The following is a 1,222-nucleotide window of genomic DNA, read 5'->3' as shown; positions in this document are numbered from 1 at the left end:
ACGTTCGCCTGGCCGCCCAGTTTGCCTTCGGTACCCACTTCCCGCGCCACACGGGTTACCTCGGATGCGAACGAAGACAGCTGGTCCACCATCACGTTGATGGTGTCTTTGAGTTCGAGAATTTCGCCCTTGACGTCCACCGTGATCTTCTTGGACAGGTCGCCGCGCGCCACCGCCGTCGTCACTTCCGCAATGTTGCGCACCTGGCCGGTCAGGTTCGAGGCCATGAAGTTCACGTTGTCGGTCAGGTCCTTCCAGGTGCCGCCCACGCCCTTGACCTGCGCCTGGCCTCCCAATTTGCCTTCTGTACCCACTTCGCGCGCCACGCGCGTGACTTCGGATGCGAATGAAGAGAGCTGGTCCACCATGGTATTGATGGTGTTCTTCAGCTCCAGGATTTCGCCCTTCACGTCCACGGTGATCTTCTTGGACAGGTCGCCGTTGGCCACCGCGGTGGTCACGTCGGCGATGTTGCGCACCTGGCCGGTCAGGTTGCCGGCCATCGAATTCACCGAGTCGGTCAAGTCCTTCCAGGTGCCGGCCACGCCCTTGACCTGCGCCTGCCCGCCGAGCTTGCCTTCAGTACCCACTTCGCGCGCCACGCGCGTCACTTCCGATGCAAATGAGGAAAGCTGGTCCACCATGGTGTTGATGGTGTCTTTCAGCTGGAGGATTTCGCCCTTGGCGTCGGCGGTAATCTTCTTGGACAGGTCGCCGTTGGCGACCGCGGTGGTGACTTCGGCGATGTTGCGCACCTGGCCGGTCAGGTTCGACGCCATGAAATTCACGTTGTCGGTCAGGTCCTTCCAGGTGCCGCCCACACCGGGCACGTAGGCTTGCCCACCCAATTTACCTTCAGTACCCACTTCGCGCGCCACCCGCGTCACTTCCGAGGCGAACGAACGCAGCTGGTCCACCATGGTGTTGATGGTGTCTTTCAGTTGGAGAATTTCGCCGCGCACGTCCACGGTAATCTTCTTCGACAAGTCGCCGTTCGCGACCGCCGTGGTGACGTCGGCGATGTTGCGCACCTGCGAGGTCAGGTTGCCCGCCATCGAGTTCACGCTGTCGGTCAAATCCTTCCACGTGCCCGCCACGCCCGGCACATTGGCCTGGCCGCCGAGCTTGCCTTCGGTACCCACTTCGCGCGCCACGCGCGTGACTTCCGAGGCGAACGAGGAGAGCTGGTCCACCATCGTGTTCGCCGTCGATGCCGCCCGCA

General features: G+C 62.4%; 1 protein-coding gene. It reads right to left on the bottom strand.

All coding sequences use genetic code 11. The annotated features are described in order from the left end of the window. Nucleotides 1–1,222: HAMP domain-containing protein (locus ACNOHI_RS24505; protein WP_420477342.1), on the bottom strand; the 1,222-nt coding region annotated here is incomplete at both ends.

Source organism: Noviherbaspirillum sp. ST9 (assembly GCF_048799745.1).
In the GTDB taxonomy this organism is placed as follows: domain Bacteria; phylum Pseudomonadota; class Gammaproteobacteria; order Burkholderiales; family Burkholderiaceae_D; genus Noviherbaspirillum.
This window is presented reverse-complemented; position numbering and strand designations above follow the sequence as displayed.